General features: G+C 73.9%; 17 protein-coding genes. 7 read left to right on the top strand and 10 right to left on the bottom strand.

Annotated features, from left to right (window positions below; genetic code table 11):
* The first annotated feature begins 47 nt into the window (after window positions 1-47).
* Window positions 48-1,391: an AMP-binding protein gene (locus ACZ5NJ_RS10120; RefSeq protein ID WP_468764250.1), complete on the top strand. Its 1,344-nt coding sequence runs from the start codon at window positions 48-50 to the stop codon at window positions 1,389-1,391.
* A gap of 2 nt (window positions 1,392-1,393) precedes the next feature.
* Here ACZ5NJ_RS10120 and ACZ5NJ_RS10125 read toward each other — a convergent pair whose 3' ends face one another.
* The 4 genes from ACZ5NJ_RS10125 to ACZ5NJ_RS10140 all read right to left on the bottom strand — a co-directional run bounded on the left by ACZ5NJ_RS10125 (window position 1,394) and on the right by ACZ5NJ_RS10140 (window position 4,926).
* A complete protein-coding gene (locus tag ACZ5NJ_RS10125) occupies window positions 1,394-1,927 on the bottom strand; it encodes an outer membrane protein assembly factor BamB family protein (protein ID WP_468764251.1) in 534 nt (177 codons plus the stop codon).
* A 10-nt stretch (window positions 1,928-1,937) separates the two neighbouring features.
* Window positions 1,938-2,279: an outer membrane protein assembly factor BamB family protein gene (locus tag ACZ5NJ_RS10130; RefSeq protein WP_468764252.1), complete on the bottom strand. Its 342-nt coding sequence runs from the start codon at window positions 2,277-2,279 to the stop codon at window positions 1,938-1,940.
* A 45-nt stretch (window positions 2,280-2,324) separates the two neighbouring features.
* The gene (locus ACZ5NJ_RS10135) at window positions 2,325-3,035 is read right to left on the bottom strand and encodes a hypothetical protein (protein WP_468764253.1); all 711 of its coding nucleotides are present in this window, start codon (window positions 3,033-3,035) and stop codon (window positions 2,325-2,327) included.
* Between the two features lie 91 nt (window positions 3,036-3,126).
* A complete protein-coding gene (locus ACZ5NJ_RS10140) occupies window positions 3,127-4,926 on the bottom strand; it encodes a serine hydrolase domain-containing protein (protein WP_468764254.1) in 1,800 nt (599 codons plus the stop codon).
* Window positions 4,927-5,694: 768 nt separating this feature from the next.
* On the opposite strand from ACZ5NJ_RS10140, the gene ACZ5NJ_RS10145 reads away from it, so the two are divergent.
* On the top strand, window positions 5,695-6,810 hold the full coding sequence (locus ACZ5NJ_RS10145; protein ID WP_468764255.1) for an NAD(P)H-dependent flavin oxidoreductase: 1,116 nt from the start codon (window positions 5,695-5,697) through the stop codon (window positions 6,808-6,810).
* Window positions 6,811-6,815: 5 nt separating this feature from the next.
* Window positions 6,816-8,375, top strand: a complete 1,560-nt coding sequence (locus ACZ5NJ_RS10150; RefSeq protein WP_468764256.1) for an acyl-CoA synthetase — start codon at window positions 6,816-6,818, stop codon at window positions 8,373-8,375.
* A gap of 13 nt (window positions 8,376-8,388) precedes the next feature.
* Here ACZ5NJ_RS10150 and ACZ5NJ_RS10155 read toward each other — a convergent pair whose 3' ends face one another.
* Window positions 8,389-8,943: a DinB family protein gene (locus tag ACZ5NJ_RS10155; protein ID WP_468764257.1), complete on the bottom strand. Its 555-nt coding sequence runs from the start codon at window positions 8,941-8,943 to the stop codon at window positions 8,389-8,391.
* Window positions 8,944-9,109: 166 nt separating this feature from the next.
* On the opposite strand from ACZ5NJ_RS10155, the gene ACZ5NJ_RS10160 reads away from it, so the two are divergent.
* Window positions 9,110-10,210 (top strand): calcium:cation antiporter, encoded by a 1,101-nt coding sequence (locus ACZ5NJ_RS10160; protein ID WP_468764258.1) that lies wholly within the window; start codon window positions 9,110-9,112, stop codon window positions 10,208-10,210.
* A 43-nt stretch (window positions 10,211-10,253) separates the two neighbouring features.
* Here ACZ5NJ_RS10160 and ACZ5NJ_RS10165 read toward each other — a convergent pair whose 3' ends face one another.
* Entirely contained in the window at window positions 10,254-12,704 is a 2,451-nt protein-coding gene (locus ACZ5NJ_RS10165; protein WP_468764259.1) for a penicillin acylase family protein, read from the bottom strand.
* 166 nt (window positions 12,705-12,870) lie between these two features.
* On the opposite strand from ACZ5NJ_RS10165, the gene ACZ5NJ_RS10170 reads away from it, so the two are divergent.
* Window positions 12,871-14,370, top strand: coding sequence for a fatty acyl-CoA synthetase (locus ACZ5NJ_RS10170; protein ID WP_468764260.1), 1,500 nt, complete (start codon window positions 12,871-12,873; stop codon window positions 14,368-14,370).
* 83 nt (window positions 14,371-14,453) lie between these two features.
* Here the strand turns inward: ACZ5NJ_RS10170 and ACZ5NJ_RS10175 are convergent, their stop codons facing one another.
* From ACZ5NJ_RS10175 to paaK, 3 genes are all read right to left on the bottom strand, one after another.
* Window positions 14,454-15,311, bottom strand: coding sequence for an oxidoreductase (locus tag ACZ5NJ_RS10175; protein WP_468764261.1), 858 nt, complete (start codon window positions 15,309-15,311; stop codon window positions 14,454-14,456).
* 71 nt (window positions 15,312-15,382) lie between these two features.
* Window positions 15,383-16,237 carry a YhjD/YihY/BrkB family envelope integrity protein gene (locus ACZ5NJ_RS10180; RefSeq protein WP_468764262.1) on the bottom strand — a complete coding sequence of 285 codons (855 nt, stop codon included), beginning with the start codon at window positions 16,235-16,237 and terminating at the stop codon, window positions 15,383-15,385.
* Window positions 16,238-16,347: 110 nt separating this feature from the next.
* A complete protein-coding gene (paaK, locus tag ACZ5NJ_RS10185) occupies window positions 16,348-17,700 on the bottom strand; it encodes a phenylacetate--CoA ligase PaaK (RefSeq protein ID WP_468764263.1) in 1,353 nt (450 codons plus the stop codon).
* Window positions 17,701-17,824: 124 nt separating this feature from the next.
* Between paaK and ACZ5NJ_RS10190 the strand changes: the two genes are divergently transcribed.
* Window positions 17,825-18,673, top strand: a complete 849-nt coding sequence (locus ACZ5NJ_RS10190; protein WP_468764264.1) for an alpha/beta fold hydrolase — start codon at window positions 17,825-17,827, stop codon at window positions 18,671-18,673.
* Window positions 18,674-18,725: 52 nt separating this feature from the next.
* On the opposite strand, the gene ACZ5NJ_RS10195 is transcribed toward ACZ5NJ_RS10190, so the two are convergent.
* A complete protein-coding gene (locus tag ACZ5NJ_RS10195) occupies window positions 18,726-20,357 on the bottom strand; it encodes an acyl-CoA synthetase (RefSeq protein ID WP_468764265.1) in 1,632 nt (543 codons plus the stop codon).
* Window positions 20,358-20,531: 174 nt separating this feature from the next.
* On the opposite strand from ACZ5NJ_RS10195, the gene ACZ5NJ_RS10200 reads away from it, so the two are divergent.
* On the top strand, window positions 20,532-21,332 hold the full coding sequence (locus ACZ5NJ_RS10200; RefSeq protein WP_468764266.1) for a crotonase/enoyl-CoA hydratase family protein: 801 nt from the start codon (window positions 20,532-20,534) through the stop codon (window positions 21,330-21,332).
* Window positions 21,333-21,393 lie beyond the last annotated feature (61 nt).

The raw sequence follows: 21,393 nt of genomic DNA on the forward strand, positions 1-21,393 counted from the left end.
GGGGCGGCGGGCTTGGCTGGGCGGGGTCAACGGGGAGGGACGGGGACATGGCATCGCTGCTCGAAGGGTGTACGCCCTGGCCGGACGAGTTCGTCGACCACTACTGGGCGGCCGGGCACTGGCAGGGCAACACCCTGGACAACCTGCTGCGCGGCTGGGCCCTCCAGTACGGGCCGCGCACCGCGCTCGTGCACGGGGACACCCGTCTCACGTACGCGCGGCTCAACCGGCGCGTGGACCGCATGGCCGCCGGGTTCCGGGGGCGCGGGCTGCGGCCCGGGATGCGGGTGGTCGTCCAGCTGCCGGACGTGCCGGAGTTCGTGGTCACCGCGTTCGCGCTGATGCGGGCCGGGCTGGTCCCCGTGTTCTGCCCGCTCTCCGCCCGCGAGCCCGAGGTGCCCGAACTCGTGCGCACCGCCCAGGCGGTCGGCTACGTCGGCCCGTCGGTGCACGCAGGCTTCGACCACACGGCGATGGCCGCCGGCATCGCCGCCCGATGGCCGTTCCTGCGGCGGGTGTTCACCTATGAGGCGCCGGGCACCGAGTCCCCGTACGGCGGCCTCACCACCGACCCGTCGAACTGCCAGTACGCCCCGCTGGGCTCCCTCGACGCCCCGCCCGAGCCGGCGCTCCCGCTGGGCGCGGGCCAGGTGGCCTTCCTGCTGGTGTCGGGCGCCGGTGTGCTCGTCCCGCGCACGCATGACGACTTCGCCTACCAGGCGACCGCCGCCGCCCGGTCGGTCTCCCTCACGGAGGACGACGTCTACCTCACCGCACTGCCCGCCGACGCCGACCTCGCCCTCGGCGCCCCCGGCGTCATCGGCGCCCTGTCGGCCGGCGCCACCGTGGTCCTGGCCGATGTGACCGACCCCGCCGTCTGCCTCGCGACCCTCGTCCGGGAGCGGGTGACGGTCACCGCGATGACCCCGGACACCGCCCGGCGCTGGCTCGACGCCCTTCCGGCCGCCGGCCCCGCCCCTTCCGCCCTGCGCCTCGCGCAGATCGCGGGGACGCCCCCGGACCGCGCGACCGCCGAGCGGATCGGCACGGCCCTGGACTGCCGCGTCCAGCAGGTCTTCGGCACGCCCGAGGGCCTGCTCACCCTCACCCGCCCCACCGACCCCGACGACCCCGCCCTCGCCACCCACGGCCGCCCGCTCTCGCCCGACGACCAGATCCGCCTGGTCGACGCCGACGGCGCCCCCGTCCCGGACGGCACCCCCGGCGAACTCCTCGCCCGCGGCCCGCACACGATCCGCGGCTACTACCGGGCCCCCGACCACGACGCCCGCACCTTCACCCCCGACGGCTACCTCCGCACGGGCCACGTCGCCCACCGCACGACGGACGGCAACCTGGTGGTGACGGGCCGCCGCACCGGAAGGGCCTAGCTTCAGCGACCGGGCGGGGTGACGGCGAAAACGGCCCCCGTGCCGGCCCCCGCGTAGACCACCCGGTCGATCACCGCGAATTCCGGGCGGTCCTGAAGGCCGCCGCCACCGGCGGACGCGTTCAGGTCCCGGCGGGCCGCGCTCTGCCAGAGGGCCTTGCCGGTGGCGACGTCCACGCAGGTGATGCGGCCGTTGCCCGCGAGGCTGTACAGGCGGCCGTCGGCGAAGACCGGCAGGGCGGGGGAGTCGCTCCCCGTCTCCACGGTCCACGTCGGGTGGGCCGTCGCCATGTCGTAGGAGGTCAACCTGCCGTCCGCCCGGCTGAGATAGAGTCGGTCGCCCTGTACGAGGGCATTGGCCGACGGGGTGTCCTGGAGGGCGAGGCGCGTGACCCTCCCGTCCGAGACGTTTACCTGGCCCACACGGTTTCTGTTTTTGGCGTCGATCACGTCGGCCAGGAACGTGAGGGAGCTCCGATCGGCCGTGAGCGCTTCAAACGAACCTTCAAGCGTGGTGATCACCTTGCCGGTGTCCAAGGTGACGGGATCAAGGAGCGCGATGGAGGTGGTGAAGGGTCGCCAGCACCTTTCCGGTCCGTAGGTCCCTGCGCTCGATCCGGTTGCCGTTCCTCCAGAGCACCGTCGACGCCCGCACGTGGAGGTAGCCCCAGCCCGGTGAGATGGCCGCCACAGACCAGAGTTGCTTGCCCGTCTTCACGTCGAATCCCATCAGCGTGCTCTGGTCCTTGTCGGATACCAGGACCGTCTCTTGCGCGAGTTCGACGACGTGGCCGGGCTCGTGCCACATGACCTGTCCCGAGGCCTTGTCGATGCGCTCCGTGGTGTCGTTGTCGCTGCAAACGAGGACGTCGCCCGAGCTGCCGCACATGGGCCTCTGGAGCCGCCCCGGCCCTGCCGTTGCCTGCACGGCAGGTCAGTCCGTGAGCACGGAGGGTATGTAGTGGGCTGCGTAGGCCCGCAGTTGGGGGTCGGCGAGGCTGTCGTCTCCTCCCATGCCGTGTACGACGTGCCAGAGGCGGTTCTCCAGCCAGTAGCGGTGCGCGAACGCCTCGAACGACGGGGCGCACCAGTGGATCTGCGCGCGGTGTGCCTCCACGTCGACGGGCTCGTCTGTGGGATGGGCCTGTGCCTCGTCCTCGTAGTCCACCGGGGAGACCACCACGAAGGTCGGGCCGGTGGAACGGACGTAGAGGTACCAGAACAGGCAGTCCTGCTGGTCCCGCAGGAACCGGACCAGGAAGGCCCGCGGTTCGACGGGGCTGGGCAGCGGTGCGGAGATGCTGGTCCAGCAGGCGGTCACCGAGACCTCGTCGAGCAGGAGGTGGTGCGGGCTGCTGTGGAAGGCGCTGAAGTCCGACGGCAGGCTCAGACCGTGCGCGGCGAGTGCCTCCGCCGCCGCACGCAGGGGGGCGGTCCGTCCAGGCATCGGTTCACCCTGGCCCGCATCCCCGCCGAGCCAGTCGAACGCGCCGGTGTACCGGGAGGGGTCGAGCGGGGGGAGGCTGTCGTGTTCGTAGTGGTCGTAGGTGTGGGCGCCGGGCCGGTATGCCCCGAGGTCGGTGGCGTACCACCCCTCCTCGAACCCGCCCGTCGCGGACGCGGACACGTCCTGATCGTCGGCCATCTGGAACCCCCTGCTGGTGACTGTGCGTGAGTGGTTCCACTCTCGCACCCGGCACTGACAGCGGGCCGAACGAGTCTGCCGGGGGCGCCGGTCAGTCCGGGGAGCGGGTCCAGCCCTTGGGTTCGAGGCGGGTGGCGTCCTGGGGGCGGTCTTCGGAGAAGAGGAGGGCTCGGGGTTCGGAGACGCTGATGACGTCCACGTAGACGCCGCGGCCCACGTAGCGGCCCGTCGCCTCGTGGCGGAAGCGGAGTCTGACCTCGCGGCCCGCCCAGGTGGGGAGGGGGGCCTCCAAGCGGTGCCAGATGCGGCCCGACCAGCCGCCCGCCGAGCCTTCCGGCCATGGTTCGGGAGCGCCTCCTGTGGTGCGGACGGTGGAGAAGGGGACGGGCTGCCAGGTGGTGCCGTCCGCGGAGGCCTCCAGGTGGCAGGCCCCGGCGCCGGGCACGGTGTCCCACCACACCGCGCAGCGCAGGCGGGCCGCGGCGGTGGCGGGGGTCAGCGGGGGGAGGGTGAGGGTGCCCGAGCCGCCGGTCTCCATGCCGGAGAACCAGGCCGGGCCGCCGTGCTTCGTGCGGACGGGCACGGCCCGGGCGAAGCGGTTGCCGGTGGCCACCCGGGGGGCGCTGCCGGCGCGCCAGGTGCGGACGGGGTGCACGGAGTTGCCGAGGAGGACGAGGAAGGAGTCGGTGGAGGGGTCGAGGACCAGGGAGGTGCCGGTGAAGCCGGTGTGGCCGGCCGAGTGGGGGGTGGCCATGGCGCCCATGTACCAGTGCTGGTAGAGCTCGAAGCCGAGGCCGTGGTCGTCGCCGGGGAAGGCGGTGTTGTAGTCGGTGAAGAGGAGCTCGACGGAGGCGGGGCGCAGGATGCGGCGGCCGGCGTAGGCGCCGCCGTCGAGGAGGGTGCGGGAGAGGACGGCCAGGTCCCAGGCGGTGCCGAAGACGCCGGCGTGGCCCGCGACGCCGCCGAGGGCGTACGCGTTCTCGTCGTGGACCTCACCCCAGACGAGACCCCGGTCCAGGCCGGACCACGGCGGACGCTGCACTTCGGTGGCGGCGATGGAGCGGCGCCAGGCGCGCGGGGGGTTGTAGCGTGTGCGGTGCATACCGAGCGGAGCGGTGATCTCGTCGTGGATCAGGGTGTCCAAAGTGCGGCCGGTGATCCGTTCCAGGAGCAGCTGGAGCGTGATCAGGTTGAGGTCCGAGTACCGGTACACCGTTCCGGGGGTGTCCTGCGGGCGCACCGACCACAGGAGCCTCAACTGCCCCTCGCGCGTCGACTCCTGGTAGAAGGGCGCCCAGGAGCGCAGCCCCGAGGTGTGCGTCAGCAGCTGCCGGACGGTGACGGCCTCCTTGCCGCCGCCGGTGAACTCCGGCAGGTACCGGTCCACGGGTGCCTCCAGCGCCAGCCGGCCCCGCTCCATCTGCTGCACGGCGATGATGGAGGTGAACAGCTTGCTGAGGGAGGCCAGGTCGAAGACGGTGTCCTCGGTCATCGCGATCCGCTCGGCGGCCGGGAACTCCCTGGGCCGGTCGGTGCGGCCGTCGTAGTCCGCGTACCGGACGGCGTCCCCCATGGCCCGGTGCAGGGCGACCGTGCGGCCGCGCCCCGCGAGGACCACCGCCCCGGCGTAGTAGGGGTGTTCGGGGGAGGGGCCGAGGAAGCGCCGGGCCTCGTCGGCCACTCCCTCCAGGTGCCGCTCCAGCAGGCCGGCCTGCCGCGCGGACCCGTACCGCAGGCGCAGCCCCTGGAGGGCCCGCCGCTCGGCCGGCCCGCCCGCGGCTCCGGCGGAGCCGCCCGGCAGCGCCGCGTGCAGGACGAGCACCCCGCCGAGCGCCAGCAACCGCGCCCCGAGCCGCCGCCGACTCAGCCCCGGGCCGACCGGCCGACCCAAGCCCCGGCCCCCCTCCCCGGTCCCGCTTCCGGCTTCGGCCCCGGCCGCGATCCCGCTCCCGCTCCCGCTCCCGGTTCTGCCTCCGGTCCGGTCGGGGGCTGGGACGGGGGCGGTCCCGGCGGTCGCGCCGGCCGCTGCCAGGGCTCGGGTCTCGGTCGCGCCCGTCGTTTCGGTCCCGGTCCCGGTTCGGCTCCGGGTCGCGCTTCTGGTCCGGTCGGGGGTGTTGGCGGTCCCGGCGGTCGTGGCGGCCGTGGTTCCGGCCGGTGCGTTGGCCGTTGCCAGGGCCTCAGTCCCGGCCGCGTCCGGCGTCTCGGCCGCGTCCGGCGTCTCGGTCCTGGCCTCGGCAGTGTCCATCGTCCCGGTCCCGGTCCCGGCCGCGCCCGTGCCCGTCGCCCCGGCCCCGGCCCCGGCCGTGTCCGGCGTCCCGGGTTTCGATTCGGCTGCCCTCGTGCAGGCCCCCGTGCGTTCCGTCATGATCGGTCCTCCTCTCCGCTTCCCACCGCCCCGTCGTGCGGCGCCCGGCGGGCCCGGGCTGTGGTGCTCGGCCGCCCTCGGCCGGCCGTACGCGGGTCCGGGGCGTCCGGCCCCCCGCACCCGGCATCGCACCCCGGGAGCCCGTGTCCGCCGCCGCCCGCCGCAGGCGCTCCGCACGCTACTGGGTATCTGCCCCTCCGCCGCGTACCCTCCGCACCGGCCGGGCCGGAAGAATCTGACACAGCATCAGAAAATCTCTTCCCTCGGCCGCCCCGCTACGGCATCCTCACGCCCATGGAGACGGAGCTCAGCAAGAAACTGGGAATCGAGCACGCCATCTTCGGCTTCACGCCCTTCCCGGCGGTCGCCGCTGCCATCACCCGCGCCGGCGGGTTCGGCGTCCTCGGGGCGGTCCGCTACACCGCACCCGACGACCTGAAGCGCGACCTCGACTGGATGCAGGCGCACACCGACGGCAAGCCCTACGGCCTCGACGTCGTCATGCCCGCCAAGAAGGCCGTCGACGGCATCTCCGAAGCCGACATCGAGGCGATGATCCCGGCCGCGCACCGCGACTTCGTCCGCGACACCCTCGCCAAGCACCGGGTACCCGAGCTCCCCGAAGGCGAGGCCTCGGGCTGGCGGATCACCGGATGGATGGAGCAGGTCGCCCGGAGCCAGCTCGACGTCGCCTTCGACTACCCCATCAAACTCCTGGCGAACGCCCTCGGTTCCCCTCCCGCCGACGTCATCGCGCGCGCCCACGACCACGGCGTCCTCGTCGCCGCCCTCGCCGGCAGCGCCAAGCACGCCCGCCGCCACGCCGAGGCCGGCATCGACGTCGTCGTCGCCCAGGGCTACGAGGCCGGCGGCCACACCGGGGACATCGCCACCATGGTCCTGGTCCCCGAGATCGCCGAGGCCGTCGCCCCGCTCCCCGTCCTCGCCGCCGGCGGCATCGGCAGCGGCGAGCAGATCGCCGCCGGGCTGGCCCTCGGCGCCCAGGGCGTCTGGCTCGGCTCCCTCTGGCTGACCACCACCGAGGCCGAACTGCACTCCCGCGCCCTCACCGAGAAGCTCCTCGCCGCCGGTTCCGGCGACACCGTCCGCTCCCGCGCCCTCACCGGCAAACCCGCCCGCCAGCTGCGCACCGAGTGGACCGACGCCTGGGACGACCCGGCCGGCCCCGGCGCCCTGCCCATGCCCCTCCAGGGCCTGCTGGTCGCCGAGGCCGTCTCCCGGATCCAGAAGTACGAGGTCGGCCCGCTGCTCGGCACCCCCGTCGGCCAGATCGTCGGCCGGATGAACGAGGAACGCGGTGTACAGGACGTCTTCGACGAGCTCACCCGCGGCTTCGAGCGCGCCATCGACCGCGTCAACCGCATCGCCGGCCGGCCCCGAGAGGTGTGATCAGCATGAGTGACCCGTCCCAGCCCCCCAACGGCTTCTGGGCGCAGGCCGCCGCCGACCCCGGGCGCACCGTCCTCGTCACGCCCGAGGGCGAGGAATGGTCCGCCGGACGGCTGCACGCCGACGTCAACCGGCTGGTCCACGGGCTGCGCGCCGCCGGACTGGAGCAGGGTGACGTCTTCGCCGTCGTCCTGCCCAACGGCGTCGAGTTCCTCACCGCCTACCTCGCCGCCTCCCAGGCCGGCTTCTACCTGGTCCCGGTCAACCACCACCTCGTCGGCCCCGAGATCGCCTGGATCGTCTCCGACTCCGGCGCCAAGGTCCTCATCGCCCACGAGCGCTTCGCCGAGGCCGCCACGGCCGCCGCGGACGAGGCCGCACTGCCCGCCGGCCACCGCTACGCCGTCGGAGCCGTCCCGGGCTTCCGCCCGTACGCCGAACTCCTCGACGGGCAGAGCGCGCAGCCCCCGGCCGGCCGCACCCTCGGCTGGGTCATGAACTACACCTCCGGCACCACCGGACGCCCGCGCGGCATCCGCCGCCCCCTGCCCGGGAAGCTCCCGGAGGAGACCTACCTCGGCGGCTTCCTCGGCATCTTCGGCATCCGCCCCTTCGACGGCAACGTCCACCTCGTCTGCTCGCCGCTCTACCACACCGCCGTGCTCCAGTTCGCGGGCGCGTCCCTGCACATCGGCCACCCGCTGGTGCTGATGGACAAGTGGGGCCCCGAGGAGATGCTGCGCCTGATCGACCGGCACGCCTGCACCCACACCCACATGGTGCCCACCCAGTTCCACCGCCTCCTCGCCCTCCCGCAGAAGACGAAGGAGGCCTACGACGTCTCCTCCATGCGGCACGCCATCCACGGCGCCGCCCCCTGCCCCGACCACGTCAAACGGGCGATGATCGACTGGTGGGGCCGGTGCGTGGAGGAGTACTACGCGGCCAGCGAGGGCGGCGGGGCCTTCGCCACCGCCGAGGACTGGCTGAAGAAACCGGGAACCGTCGGCAAGGCCTGGCCGATCAGCGAGCTCGCGATCTTCGACGACGAGGGCAACCGGCTGCGGGCCGGCGAGCTCGGCACCGTCTACCTGAAGATGAACACCGGCGGCTTCAGCTACCACAAGGACGAGGGCAAGACGAAGAAGAACCGCATCGGCGACTTCTTCACCGTCGGCGACCTCGGCCTGCTCGACGAGGAGGGATACCTCTTCCTCCGCGACCGCAAGATCGACATGATCATCTCGGGCGGGGTGAACATCTACCCCGCCGAGATAGAGTCCGCCCTCCTCACCCATCCGGCGGTCGCGGACGCCGCGGCCTTCGGCATCCCGCACGACGGCTGGGGCGAGGAGGTCAAGGCGGTCGTCGAACCCGCCGAGGGCCACGAGGCGGGCGAGGCGCTCGCCGCCGAGATCCTGCGCCACTGCGAGGGGCGGCTGGCTGGCTACAAGCGCCCGAAGTCGGTCGACTTCATCGAGACGATGCCCCGCGACCCCAACGGCAAGCTCTACAAGCGCCGCCTGCGCGACCCCTACTGGGAGGGCCGCGAGCGCGCGGTGTGACGCGGCGGCCGGGTCACATGCCGACGGTCCCGTCGATCCGCTCCCTCAGCAGGTCGGCGTGGCCGTTGTGCCGCGCGTACTCCTCGATCATGTGGATCAGCACCCACCGCAGCGACACCTTCCCCCGCCAGGGCGACTCGCCCTCGACGTCCAGGTCGGGGGCCCCGGCGGCGAATCGGTCGGCGAACTCCACCTCCTCGCGCCAGGCCGCCCAGGCCCGCGCCGCCGCCCCCGGAGCGGACACCGCGCCCTCGAAGTCCCCGTCCGGATCGGCCGCCGAGGAGAAGCGCGGCTCCACGTCCTGTCCGTCCAGCACCCGCCGGAACCACTGCCGCTCCATATCGGCCAGATGGCGGACCAGGCCCAGCAGCGAGAGCGTCGACGGCTCCACCGACCGCCGGGACAACTCCTCGTCCAGTCCGGCGCACTTGAGCTCCAGCGTCGTGCGCTGGGCCGTCAGCATCGACAGCAGCATCGGCCGCTCGTCGCCCGTCGCCGGGCCCTCGAACCGGTTCCCGCTCTCCGCGGCCTCGATCAAGTCCGCTCGTCTCGTACGGTCGCTCGTCATGTACGGATCATGAACGACCGCCGGTCCGTCCGGAACCCCCGGGGTGTACGGGAGCGTGCGGGCCGGACCGCGGACAGATCCGGTATTTCGTGAGAAGTACCACTCCGGTGCCCCGGACGCGCGCCTCGCGCCGCGCCCAGGCGGCCGGTCTGGCAACTTGGCTGACATGAGTACGGCAACGCGCAGATCCCCCCTGACCGACTGGACCGTCCTGGTCCCCGTGGCGGCGCTCGCGGCGCTCGTCCTCAGCTGGGGCCGCGACCTGCCCGGACCCCTGGTGGGCCTGGTCGCCCTCTGCCTCGCGGGCGCGGTCCTCGCGGCCGTGCACCACGCCGAGGTCGTCGCCCACCGGGTCGGCGAGCCCTTCGGCTCGCTCGTCCTCGCCGTCGCCGTCACCGTCATCGAAGTGGCCCTCATCGTCACCCTGATGGCCGACGGCGGGGACAAGACCGCCTCCCTCGCCCGGGACACCGTCTTCGCCGCCGTCATGATCACCTGCAACGGCATCGTCGGCCTGTCCCTGCTAGTGGGCGCCCTGCGCAACCGGGTCGCCGTCTTCAACGCGGAGGGCTCCGGCGCGGCCCTCGCCACCGTCGCGACCCTCTCCACGCTCAGCCTGGTCCTGCCGACCTTCACCACCAGCAAACCGGGCCCCGAGTTCTCCAGCGCCCAGCTGACCTTCGCCGCCGTCGCCTCCCTGGCCCTGTACGGGCTGTTCATCGCCGTCCAGACCGTCCGCCACCGGGACTACTTCCTGCCCGTCCCGACGAGCACCCCCGCCGGCGACGGGGACCACGCCGAACCGCCCACCGCCCGCGCCGCCCTGACCAGCCTCGGACTGCTGGTGGCCGCCCTCGTCGCGGTCGTCGGCGACGCCAAGTCCGTCTCCCCGACCATCGAGAGGGGCGTCGCCGGCGCCGGCCTGCCCCAGGCGGTCGTCGGCGTGATCATCGCCCTGCTCGTGCTGCTCCCCGAGACCCTCGCCGCCGTCCGCGCCGCCCGCCGCGACCGCGTCCAGACCAGCCTCAACCTGGGCTACGGCTCCGCCATCGCCAGCATCGGCCTGACCATCCCGGCGATCTCCCTCGCCTCCGTCTGGCTCGACGGGCCGCTGCTGCTGGGCCTCGGCCCCATCCACATGGTGCTGCTCACCCTGACGGTGGTCGTCGGCGCCCTCACGGTCGTCCCCGGCCGGGCCACCCTCCTCCAGGGCGGGGTCCACCTCGTCCTGCTGGCCGCCTACCTCTTCCTCGCCGTCAGTCCCTAGCTCCGGGCGGGCGGGCCCGACACGGACCCGCCCGCCGCTGGCGTCAGCGGCGCTCGCGCGGTACGACCACCCGCAGCCGTGGCGAGGCCAGGATGTCCCGCTCGCAGAACCGCGAGGCCACCCACCCCTCCCGCGAGAACAGCCGCGTCTGGTCGGCGTGGAACGCCGAGGTGGGATCCGACGACTGGCTGTACGTCAGCACCGTGCGCGCCACCGGGCAGCGGCTCCCGTCCCAGCCGACGGCCTGGATGTGGCTTGAGCCGTGGACCACCTCCGGGTAGCCGCCGGCCGCCGCGTTCCACGGTGCCTCGATCTTGTTCCAGACGCCGAGCGCCTCGGTGCCGCCGCCCACGGGCAGCCGCTCGCCGTCGCGCACCACGAACTGGTGCTCGCCCAGCGGCGCGTCCAGCGCGATCCCGGCCGCCCGCAGCTCGGCGACCGCGTCAGCGAGCGCCCGTCCGACACCGGGGGCCGCCCGGTTCAGCGTCCGGGGCGTACGCACCGGATCGGCCGCCGAGAACGGCACCAGCCACAGCTCCCGCGCCGGAGTCGAGGCCGTCAGCCGCCGCCAGAACCGGTCGAAGAGCAGCGCGCCGCGGCTCGTCGCGTCGGCCGTACGGTCCCAGCCCGCCAGCACCCCGCAGGCCGCCGAGACGTCCACCGCCCCGCCGTCGCTCCCCGTAGCGGTCCCGCCGGGCAGGTCCGCGCAGGCCCGCGCGGCGTCGGCGGCCGCCAGGTCCCCGGCCGGGACCCGGTCGGCGTACTGCTGGCGCTGCAGGTCGCCCACCGTCAGCCGGCCTCGCGCGGCCATCGCCGCCACATCTTCCAGCGCCCCGCGCGTACGGGTCGAGCGCGGGGCGGAGACATCGCCCCAGACCCGTTCGTAACCCGTCAGCGGCCGGTCCTCGTTGGCCAGCCAGGCGCTGTCGTTGGAGTTCTCCGCGTACGGCGCGTCCCGCAGCACCGGCGCCCGGCCCGGGCCGAACACCCCGGGCTGCACGGCGTCCGGGTCGGAGCCGGGAGCGCAGTCGCCGCGGGAGCCGTCCAGGACCGCGAGCCCCGAGGCGGGATAGGTGGCCCGGCCCAGCGGGGTGGAGCAGCGGGCGGCGAGCTCGTCGGTGATCCGGGGGAGCACCTGGGACTGGGTGAAGAGAGTGCCGCCGGCCGCGTCGGCGGCCACGGTGTTCACCCAGGGGAGGCCCTGGGTGCGCCGCAGGGCGTCCTCGATCCCGGCGACCGAGCCGGCCCGGGCCAGGGCGAGGGCGGTGTCGGAGCCGCGCAGGTTGACGGCGTTGGGGTCGTTCAGCGCGTAGGCGGCCGTACCCGTCCACGGCAGCGGCAGCCCGGGGCCGAGGGCGGTGACGACCGGCCCGTACCGGGTCCACCACTGGCCGCGGGTCACCCGGGTCCCGCCCGCCACCTGGACGGTCACCTTCCGCTCCGTCATCCGCTCCGGCTTCCCGTCGACCAGGTAGGCCGTCGGGTCGCCCGCCACGAGCGACAGCCGGTGCACGCTGACCGGCGTGCCGGTGGCCACGGTATGGCTCCACGCCACCTTCTCGGTGAAGCCGATGTTCACCACCGGCGTGCCGAGCAGCGAGGCGCCCGAGACGTTCAGCTCACCGGGGATCGTCTGCTGCGCCTGCCAGAACCGGCGGCCTCCCTGCCACGGGTAGTGCGGGTTGCCGAGCAGCAGCCCCCGGCCGTTCGCCGTGGTCGAGCCGGCGAAGGCCACGGCGTTGGAACCCATGTCGGCGCGGGAGGTGTCGAACAGCCGCCGCGCGGCCTCGGCGGCCGCTTCGGGGTCCGGTCCGTCGGGCGCGGCCGTCCGGGGCGCCGGACCCGGGGCCGGTGGCAGCGCCGCCGTGATCCCGTCCACCGCGCGCCCCTGCCCGCCGAGCACCGACACGGCCAGGGCGCGCGCGGCGACGTCGGTGGCGGTGACCGGGCGCACCCAGGCGGCGCCCGCGCAGGCGGGGTCCGTGATCCGGTTCTGGGCGAGCCAGGCGTCGTACCCGGCCGCCCAACCGCGCATCAGCTCCCGCAGCGGTCCGCTGGGACCGGCCGGAGCGGGGGTGGCCAGCAGCCGCTCCACCGCGCCGGACTGCCGTACGCCCTTGAAGTACAGGTCGCTGGTGAGGTTCCGGGAGGCGGAGGAGAGGGAGAAGTCGGTCGCGGCGTCGGGCCCGAACCAGCGGGAACGCTCCCCGGACACCGTCAGGAACCCGTCCGCGAGCACGCACACCTGGTCGGCCGCCTGGGCCCAGCCGGTGCCGAAGCCCAGCCGCGCGTAGTCGCGGGCCCATATGTGCGGGATGCCGTTCTCCGTGTACCGGATGACGGCCGACAGCCCGCCGCCCCGGGCTGTGGAGTCCTCCGGGGCGGCGGCCCCCGCCCGGGGAGCGGCGGCCGTCGCGGCGAGCAGCGCGGCCCCGGCGACGGCGAGCCTGCGCAGCAGCCGACGGGTGCGGGGCGGACCGTGGAACGAGTGCAAGACGCCTCCCAAGTGACGTGCGGGCAGCCGGGGTTGCCGCTGCGGCGCCCGGTGCCCGCGTGCCCCACACTCATGCAGCCGGCCCGACGGCCTGTCAACGGCGCCGCAGGCGCCCGTCCGCCGCGCCGATCTTGACCCGGCCGCGCGGCGGGGCGAGGATCGCGCCATGACGGCAGTACGGCACCACACGGTCGACGGACTCCTGCGCGCCGCCGCCCGGCGCCACCCCGACCGGACGGCCCTGCGCCACCGGCAGCGGACCTGGACATACGGGGAACTCGACGCGGCGGTGTCCACCGGCGCCGCCGTGCTGCGGCAGCGGTACGGGCTGGCCGCCGGCGACCGGGTCGCGGCCTTCGCCCACAACTCCGACGCCTACCTGATCGCCTTCCTCGCCTGCGCCCGGGCCGGCCTCACCCATGTCCCGGTCAACCAGAACCTCACCGGCGGGGACCTCGCGCACATCCTCCGCGACTGCGCGAGCGCCCTGGTCCTCGCCGACCCCGGCCTCGCGGACCGGGTCCCCGCCGGGCACCCCGTACGGGCGCTGCGCGACGCCCCCGGCTCGTTCCTGGCCGAGCTGGCCGACCCGCTGCCCCACGCGGCCTCCGCCGACCCCTCCGCCGTGGTGCAGCTCCTGTACACCTCGGGCACCACCGCCCTGCCCAAGGGCGCGATGATGACGCACCGGGCGCTGGCGCACGAGTACGAGAGCGCGATCGCCGCCCTGGACCTGGCGGAGGGAGACCGCCCGGTCCACTCGCTGCCGCTGTACCACTCGGCGCAGATGCACGTGTTCCTGCTGCCCTACCTGGCGGTGGGCGCGGACAACACCGTCCTGGACGGGCCGGCCGCCGAGGAGGTCTTCGACCTGGTGGAGGCGGGCCGGGCGGACAGCCTGTTCGCGCCGCCGACCGTGTGGATCGCCCTGGCGAACCACCCGCAGTTCGGGCAGCGGGAGCTCGGCGGACTGCGCAAGGTCTACTACGGGGCCTCGGTCATGCCGGTGCCGGTCCTGGAACGACTGCGGGCGAGGCTGCCGGGGCTGCGCTTCTACAACTGCTTCGGGCAGAGCGAGATCGGCCCGCTGGCCACGGTCCTGGGGCCGGACGAGCACGACGGGCGCATGGAGTCCTGCGGCCGGCCGGTGCTGCACGTGGAGGCGAAGGTGGTCGACGAGGACGGCGCCGAGGTCCCGGACGGCACGGCGGGGGAGGTGGTCTACCGCTCGCCGCAGCTGTGCCTGGGCTACTGGAACGACGCCAAGGCCACGCGCGAGGCCTTCCGGGACGGCTGGTTCCGCTCCGGCGACCTCGCCGTGCGGGACGCCGAGGGCTACTTCACGGTCGTCGACCGGGTCAAGGACGTCATCAACTCGGGCGGGGTGCTCGTGGCCTCCCGGCAGGTGGAGGACGTGCTCTACACCCATCCGGGGGTGGCCGAGGCGGCCGTCGTCGGGCTCCCCGACCCACGGTGGATCGAGGCGGTCACGGCCGTGGTCGTCCCGCGCGGGGAGGTCACGGAGGCCGAGCTGATGGCGTACGCCCGCGAGCGGCTCGCCCACTTCAAGGCCCCGAAGCGGGTGCTGTTCGTGGAGGCGCTGCCGCGCAACGCCAGCGGCAAGATCCTCAAACGGGAGCTCCGCGACCGCCTCGGCACCCCCTGACCCCGCGCCGGCCCGGTCCGCGCGGTGCGCGACCCGGCCCGCGGCGGTTCCGGTACCTGTGCCGGTACCGGAACCGGAACCGGTCAGGCGTCGAAGTCGGTGCCCCGGCTGACGGACTCCCAGGTAAGGGCCTCCTCGCGGGCGGCGTCGGCGTGCGCGAGGATCGCGTCGAGGGCGTCGTTGCCCAGGGCCAGCCGCAGCGGGGTCTCCTCCGCGTCCAGCGCGGCCAGGATCGCGGCGGCGGCCTTGACCGGGTCGCCGGGCTGCCTGCCGTCGCTGTCGGGCAGGCCGCTGCGCACCGCGCCGACGGTGTCCGCGTAGGCGGGCAGGACGTCGGCCGACTGCTGGAGCGCCGCGCCGCCCGCGAACCCCGTACGGAAGGAGCCGGGCTCCACGATCAGGGTCCTGATCCCGAAGGGCGCGACCTCGCCGCGCAGCGCCTCGGTGAGGCCCTCCAGGGCGAACTTCGTCGCCGAGTAGGCGCCGACGCCGGGGAAGGACAGCCGGCCGCCCATGCTGCTCATCTGCACGATCGCCCCCGACTTGCGCTCCCGCATGTGCGGCAGCGCGGCGCGGATCAGCGCGGCCGGGCCGAAGAAGTGCAGCTCCATCAGGTCGCGGAGCTCGGCCTCGGAGGTCTCCTCGACCGCTCCGATCAGACCCCGGCCGGCGTTGTTGACGAGGACGTCGATCCGGCCGAACCGGTCCACGGCCCCGGCGACGACCTCCTCGGCGCGCGCCGTGTCCGTCACGTCCGCCGCGACCGGTACGAGCCGGTCCGGGTGGGCGGCCGCCAGGTCGTCGAGGGCGGCGGGACGGCGGGCCGTCGCGACGACCGTGTCCCCGGCCGCGAGCGCGGCCTCCGCGAGCGTCCGTCCGAAGCCCGAGGAAGCCCCGGTGATCAGCCATACCCGGCCGGCGGCGAGTTCCTGCGCAGACATCAATCCCCCTGATATCAAACGGTGTTGTGGGTGGTGCAGGGGTGATCCTGCCATGCTCCGGCCCGCCGGGCTCAGTCCTGTCCCGGATCATGAGAGGGACCCTCGGCGGAGCCGAGGACTCCGCCGGCCCGCAGCCGCCGCAGGGTGAGGTGCTCGTGGACCAGGCGGCCCACCAGTGCTCCGCCGTAGACCACGAAGCCGACGCCGACCAGCCAGGACTGGACGACCAGCAGCGTGCCGAACGGGCCGTACGTCACCGCGTTCGAGGCGATCAGCGGTGAGAACACCAGCTGCGAGAAGACCCGCAGGCCCAGCAGGCCGACGCTGGTCGCCACCGCCCCCGGGAACAGGGCGGCCCAGCGCACCCGCCCGCCCAGCAGCAGCCGTCCGGAGCTCCAGAAGAACAGGCAGGTGCCCACCAGGTCGCTGACGGTGCCGAGTACCGCCCCCACCCTGCTGGCGGACGGCGCGGGGATCCCGACGAGCAGCGCCAGGTAGCAGACCAGCAGGGCCAGCCACACCACGTGCCGCCACATGGTGTGCCAGCGGGCCGTCGGCAGGTCCCACACCTTCTCGTAGCCGGTCTGCACGGCGGAGCCGAACGTCAGCCCGAACACCGCGAGGGCGGCCAGCCCGAAGGCGGTCGTCCGCTCCAGGGCCAGGTCGGCCGCCCCGAACAGCATCTCGACCTTGGTCCGGGAGGACGCGGTGACCCCGAGGGCCTGGCCCAGCCAGCGGCCGAACCCCGAACCGCTGCCTGGGGCGGCCGCCGCCACGACCACCAGCAGCGGCACGAGGGTGAGGAACCCGAGGGCGGCGAAGCCCATCGCCCGGTGCATCAGCTCGATCTCACGGCCGCGGCTCCAGGCGAGCCCGGCGGGGGAGGCCAGGAGCCGGTGGTGCAGCTGCCGGAGGAGGGAGGTCACACCCCATCCCCTACCCGAGCGGGCCGGGCGGTTCCCGCAAGCCGCGCCGAAGAGGGGCCGAAGGGGTGGTGCGGCCCGCCGGACCGCGCGTCCCGGGCCCGGACCGCGTCTCAGCCCTCCACGGCGCCCTCCCCGGCCTCGCGCAGGTCCTTCACCCGCTTGATCTTGCCGACCGAGCGTTCCAGGCTCTCCGGCTCCACCACCTCCACTCCGACGGACACCCCGACCCCCTCCTTGACGGCCCGGGCCAGCTCCGTGGCCGCCGCCCGCCGCTGCCCGGCATCGGCCTCCCGGCGCGCCTCCACCCGTACGGTCAGGGCGTCCATCCGCCCCCGCCGGGTCAGCCGCAGCTGGAAGTGCGGGGCGAGGGCGGGGATGCGCAGGAGTATCTCCTCGACCTGCGTGGGGTAGAGGTTCACCCCGCGCAGGATGATCATGTCGTCGCTGCGGCCCGTCACCTTCTCCATCCGCCGGAAGGCCGGCCGGGCGGTCCCCGGCAGCAGCCGCGTCAGATCCCGGGTGCGGTATCTGACGAGGGGCATGGCCTCTTTGGTGAGGGAGGTGAACACCAGCTCGCCGGGCTCGCCGTCCGGCAGCACCGCGCCGGTCAGCGGGTCGACGATCTCCGGGTAGAAGTGGTCCTCCCAGATGTGGAGGCCGTCCTTGTGCGAGGCGAACTCCTGTGCCACCCCCGGCCCCATCACCTCCGACAGGCCGTAGATGTCCACGGCGTCGATGCCCAGCCGGTCCTCGATCTCCCGGCGCATCTCCTCGGTCCAGGGCTCCGCGCCGAACACCCCCGTCCGCAGGGAGGTCGAACGCGGGTCGATCCCCTGGCGCTCCATCTCGTCGAGCAGGGTGAGCATGTAGGAGGGGGTCACCATGATGACCTCCGGCCGGAGGTCCTGGATCAGCCGGACCTGGCGGTCCGTCATGCCCCCGGAGGCGGGGACGACGGTACAGCCCAGCCGCTCCGCCCCGTAGTGGGCGCCGAGGCCCCCGGTGAACAGGCCGTACCCGTAGGCGATGTGCACCATCTGCCCGGGGCGGGCGCCCGCCGCGCGCAGCGACCGCGCGACCACGTCGGCCCAGGCGGCGAGGTCCCCGTCGGTGTAGCCCACCACGGTGGGCCGGCCGGTGGTACCGCTGGAGGCGTGCAGGCGGCGGACGTCGGCACGCGGGACGGCGAACATCCCGAAGGGGTACTGGCCGCGCAGGTCGGCCTTGGTGGTCAGGGGGAAGAGCGCCAGGTCGGCCAGGGAGCGGCAGTCGTCGGGATGCACGCCCGCCTTGTCGAAGGCCTCGCGGTAGAAGGGCACGCGGTCGTAGACCCGGTGCAGGGTCGCCCGCAGCCGCTTGAGCTGGAGCGCCGCCAGCTCGTCGGGGCCGAGCCGCTCCCCCTCGTCACCGCCGCCGGGACCTCCGGGGTCTTCCTGACCGTCGAGCTCCGTGTACGCCGCCATCGCCGTCACCTCACCACACCAAAAGGACCGAGCCAACCCAACCGAACGTTCATTCGGTAGATTGCCGGACCCCGGCGCGCAAATCAATGACTCGAACGAGTGATCGTCTGTTGGGATGGGGAGCATGCACGTATTCACCACCTACGACGGAACCGAACTCGCCTACCACGTCCAGGGTGAGGGCGAACCGCTGGTCTGCCTGCCCGGCGGGGCCATGCGGGCGTCCCGCTACCTCGGCGAGCTCGGCGGACTGACCGCCGGCCGCCGGCTGATCCGGCTCGACCTGCGCGGCACGGGCGGCTCCGCGATACCGGCGGACGAGGCCACGTACCGCGCCGACCACCAGGTGGCGGACGTGGAGGCGCTCCGTGTTCACCTGGGCCTGGAGCGCATGGACGTCCTCGGCCACTCGGCGGCCGGCAGCCTCGCCATGCTGTACGCGGCCGCGCACCCCGAACGGGTGGGCCGCCTCGTCCTCGTCACCCCCGTCCCGTGGGCGGTGGGCCTCGCCATCACGGCCGAGCAGCGCCTCGGCGCCGCCCGGCTGAGGGCGGGGAGCGAGCCGTACGACGCGGCGATCGAGGCGTACGGGCGGATCCTCGCCGGCACGGGCACCGCCGAGGACTGGACCCTCACCGCCCCGCTGTTCTACGGCCGCTGGGACGAGGCCGCCCGGGCCAACAGCGCGGCGGGAGCGGCGGAGCGCAACGAGACGGCCTCGGCGGCCTTCGCCGGCGAGGGCGCCTTCGACCCGCCCGCCACCCGGGCCGCCCTGGAGCGGTTCCCGCGGGAGGTCCTGGTCCTGGCGGGCGAACTGGACGGCAGCCCGCCGCCGGAGGTCGCCGCGGAGCTGGCGGACCTCTTCCCCGCCGGTGTCCTCGCCGTCCAGCCCGCCGCCGCCCACTTCCCCTGGCTGGACGACGCCTCCGGCTTCGCCGCCCGCGTCGAGCACTTCCTGGCGACGGGCGCCTGACGCGGCCCCGACCCCGCCGGCCGTGTCCTCGGCCCGCGGGGCGGTGCGGTGGTCAGGAGCCCGCGTCGGCCTGCGTGGCCACCGCCTTCGCCCAGCGGTAGTCCGCCTTGCCGCTCGGCGAGCGCTGGATCACCGGGGTGACGACCAGCTGGCGCGGGATCTTGTACCCCGCCAGCCGGGTCCGGCAGTGCGCCTGGATCTCCTCCAGCGTGGGCTCCGGGGCGCCCGCCCGTACCTGCACCACCGCGGCGACATGGCTGCCCCAGGTCGGGTCCGCGACCCCCGCCACCAGGGCGTCGTACACGTCCGGATGGGACTTCAGGGCCTGCTCGACCTCCTCCGGATACACCTTCTCGCCGCCGGTGTTGATGCACTGCGAACCCCGCCCGAGGACGGTGACGATGCCCTCCTCGTCGACCGTCGCCATGTCCCCCAGCAGCACCCAGCGCTCCGCGCCCTTGCGGAAGAAGGTCTCCGCCGTCTTCACCGGGTCGTTGTAGTAGCCCAGCGGAACGTGACCGCGCTGCGCGAGCCGCCCCGGCACGCCGACCGCCACCGGCTCGTGCGTCACCGGGTCCACCACCTGCGTACGGTCGTTGACCTGGAGCCGGAAGCCCTTCTCCGGGCCGGAGTCGTCCGTGGCCCGCCCGTTCGAACCCGACTCCGACGAACCGAAGTTGTTCAGCAGCACCACGTTCGGCACCAGCCGCCGGAACTCGGCGCGCACCGACTCCGACATGATCGCCCCCGACGAGGAGACGCTGAACAGCGAGGACAGGTCCGTCCCCTGCAAGGGCCCGTTCAGGGCGTCGATCAGCGGCCGGAGCATCGCGTCGCCCACCAGCGACACGCTCGACACCTTCTCCTTCTCGATGGTGCGCAGCACCTCCTCGGGCGCGTACTTGCGGTGGATCACCACGCGCTGCCCGTAGTTGAAGGCGATGAACGAGGTCAGGGTGGAGGTGCCGTGCATCAGCGGCGGGGCCGGGAAGAAGGTCAGGCCGGCGCCGCGCGCCGCGACCCGCTCCGCGAGCTCCTCCGGCCGCTTGACGGGTTCGCCCGAGGGATCCCCGCCGAACAGCCCGGCGAAGAACAGGTCCTCGGCCCGCCACATCACGCCCTTGGGCATCCCGGTGGTGCCGCCGGTGTAGATGATGAAGAGGTCGTCGGGGCTGCGCGGCGGGAACCCTCGCTCCGGCGACCCGGCCGCCTCGGCGTCCCCGTACGCCACCGGCGCGATCGCCGGCTCCGGCGCGCCGGGGGGCGTGGCGCCGACCCGGACCAGGTGGCGCAGCTTCGGCGTCCGCGGCAGCGCGGCGGCGACCCGCTCCGTGAACTCGCCCTCGAAGACGAGGGCGGCGAGGTCGGCGTCGTTGTAGAGGTAGACCAGCTCCTCCTCCACGTACCGGTAGTTGACGTTCACCGGGACCAGGCGGGCCTTGAGGCAGGCCAGCACCGTCTGGAGGTACTCGACGCCGTTGTAGAGGTGCAGCCCCACGTGTTCGCCGGGCAGCAGGCCGCTGTCCGTCAGGTGGTGCGCGACGCGGTTCGCGGCGGCGTCCAGTTCCGCGTACGTCAGACGGCGCTCGGCGCCGGTCCCGGGGTGGTCCACGTACACCAGCGCCTCGCGGTCGGGGACGACGTCCACGACCGACTCGAACAGGTCGGCAAGGTTGTACTCCACCGTTCCTCCTCCTGACCCGGACCGGGCGGCCGGTCTGCTCGGCGGTCATTAGAGCGGCGCCCGGCGCAACTGGGAAGGGCGCGTGCCAAGAAAACTGACTGAGCGTCAGAAAACTCTTGTACTGCACCCTGCCCTCCTGCAACCTGTTCTAGGTCTCAAGACGGGAGGACGGCAATGGGTGGGACGGAACACCTCACCGTGGACCGCAAGGGCGCCACGCTGGTGCTCACCATGAACAGGCCGGAGGCGAAGAACGCGCTCTCGCTTCCCCTGCTGGTGGGGCTGTACGACGGGTGGCTGGAGGCGGACGCGGACGACGCCATCCGCTCGGTGGTCCTCACGGGCGCCGGCGGTGACTTCTGCGTCGGGATGGACCTCAAGGCGCTGGCCGGGAAGGGAATGGCGGGCGACCGGTACCGCGACCGGCTCAAGGCCGACCCCGACCTCCACTGGAAGGCGATGCTCCGCCACCACCGGCCGCGCAAGCCGGTGATCGCGGCGGTGGAGGGCTACTGCGTGGCGGGCGGCACGGAGATCCTCCAGGGGACCGACATCCGGGTCGCGGGCGCCGGGGCCACGTTCGGGCTCTTCGAGGTCAGGCGGGGGCTGTTCCCGATCGGCGGCTCCACGGTCCGGCTGCCGCGGCAGATCCCGCGCACGCACGCGCTGGAGATGCTGCTGACCGGGCGCCCGTACGGGGCGGAGGAGGCGGCGCGGATCGGTCTCGTGGGGCGGGTGGTGCCCGACGGGACGGCGCTGGACGCGGCGCTGGAGATCGCCGAACGGATCAACGCCTGCGGGCCGCTGGCCGTGGAGGCGGTGAAGGCCTCCGTCTACGAGACGGCCGGGATGACGGAGGAGGAGGGGCTGGCGGCCGAACTGGTGCGGGGCTGGCCGGTCTTCGACACCGCCGACGCGAAGGAGGGGGCGCGGGCGTTCGCGGAGAAACGGCCGCCGCTGTACCGAAGGGCCTGACGGCCCGCGGACCCGACCCCTGCGGGGCCCGCCCCGCCCCCGCCCCACCCCCACGCCCGCC

The sequence above is a fragment of the Streptomyces sp. NPDC032091 genome (genome assembly GCF_055580265.1).